Annotated in this window: 2 protein-coding genes; both read right to left on the reverse strand. The window is 37.8% G+C overall.

Features of this window, described 5'->3' with window-relative positions; genetic code table 11:
- Positions 1-136 precede the first annotated feature (136 nt).
- Complete coding sequence (locus E5358_RS14910) at positions 137-649, reverse strand: hypothetical protein (protein ID WP_135940939.1); 513 nt, start codon at positions 647-649, stop codon at positions 137-139.
- A 144-nt stretch (positions 650-793) separates the two neighbouring features.
- Positions 794-1,446: M91 family zinc metallopeptidase (locus E5358_RS14915; protein WP_277821339.1), on the reverse strand; the 653-nt coding region annotated here is incomplete at its 5' end.

Raw genomic sequence — 1,446 nt, forward strand, 5'->3', positions numbered from 1 at the left:
TGCCATTGCGCATAATTGTGAGTGGCGAGCCATTCTGATTGTATCTGACAGTTTCATTGTAATGGTTCTTTCCTCCGCCGGCATCGTCGTATGTCGCATCGGTAAGCCTGTTCATTAATCCAAAATCTCATTATTGTTAGTCAAACCATTCTTTTGTTCTTTCCCAACAGGATTTCGGCAATATTTGGTCCCGATATTTTTCATATATATTGTCATAGCCGTTTTTCAGGCGTTCTTGTACGGATTTTAACCTGAATGATATTCCCGTTTCCTTCCTGATATCTACAGGAGACAATTCCATAAGAATATTGAATAAGATTAATAGTTCTTCATAAGGAGGATGAAGTGCAACATATTTTTTATCGTCTATTATCATTACTACCGCCCATGCATCATTCCAGTATTCGCCTACAAGAGAATTGAATTCCTTTAATTTCTTATTTTCAATATCAGCAATACAATCATATACCAGCTTCTGCTCATCCTTAGACAATTGTCTCTGTTCCACACGTTTTATTTCTTCAAAAAAGTTAAACTCAGACAGGTTCCCTTCCAATGTACTGTCTTCATAAAGAATCTCACTATCCACTTCTCCGCACAATACACCTGACGAAACTCTGATTGTGCCACTATCGGTAATTTCTATCAAATAATTATAGTTTAAGGAACTTACATTCATCAGCATGCAACGGCATAGAATTCCGTTTTTCGGACTGTCTTCTTTACTACATGACACTATCAGACATGTCATGACCAATACAAATATCATACACTTTTTCATATTCTTTTTCTTTTAATATTTTATTCTTTTTCTTAACTTTTCCTCCTCCCTCAAGTCATTCTCTGTAAATTTATAATTACCGGAAAGACCTGTTGTCTCAAGTTCTTCTATTTTCTCATTTGCTTCATAAATGTAGCCATCTATATCAGTATATGAGTATTTCATTTTCAAATCTGGATCTTTAGCAACTCCGTTCAATGACCTGTGTCCATGTATAAGTTCATGTCCGAGAGCAATATGCCGAGGTATCACCTCTGAAACACTTTTTCCTGTTTTTCTGTTTTGGACGATAGTTGTGACATCTGTGTCAAAAGAGTAATAGACCTCTGTATCTGTCCCCTTCCCGTTAAATGCATCTCGTCTGTATACAGGATGTTCGTGATATGCGTCACCTTGCATGATTTCCACGGTTCTGTCATGATTTACTAATTCATATATAAGACTTGTGCCGGTGGACAGTTCCATATCCGTATTCTTTGTTCCATGTGCCATAATGATGACCGCACCGTCATAACGCCTCACGCCCAATTTGTCGTTTGTAAGCTTCTGCAGTTCTATCAACACTGCAATACGCTGTTCCTGAGTGCCTGTTAATACAATCTTTCTGCCGTCAGGGTCAATATTGATTACCGGATTATTTGCGCAATACACATACGGACTGACAG

The sequence above is a fragment of the Palleniella muris genome (genome assembly GCF_004792655.1).
In the GTDB taxonomy this organism is placed as follows: domain Bacteria; phylum Bacteroidota; class Bacteroidia; order Bacteroidales; family Bacteroidaceae; genus Prevotella; species Prevotella muris_A.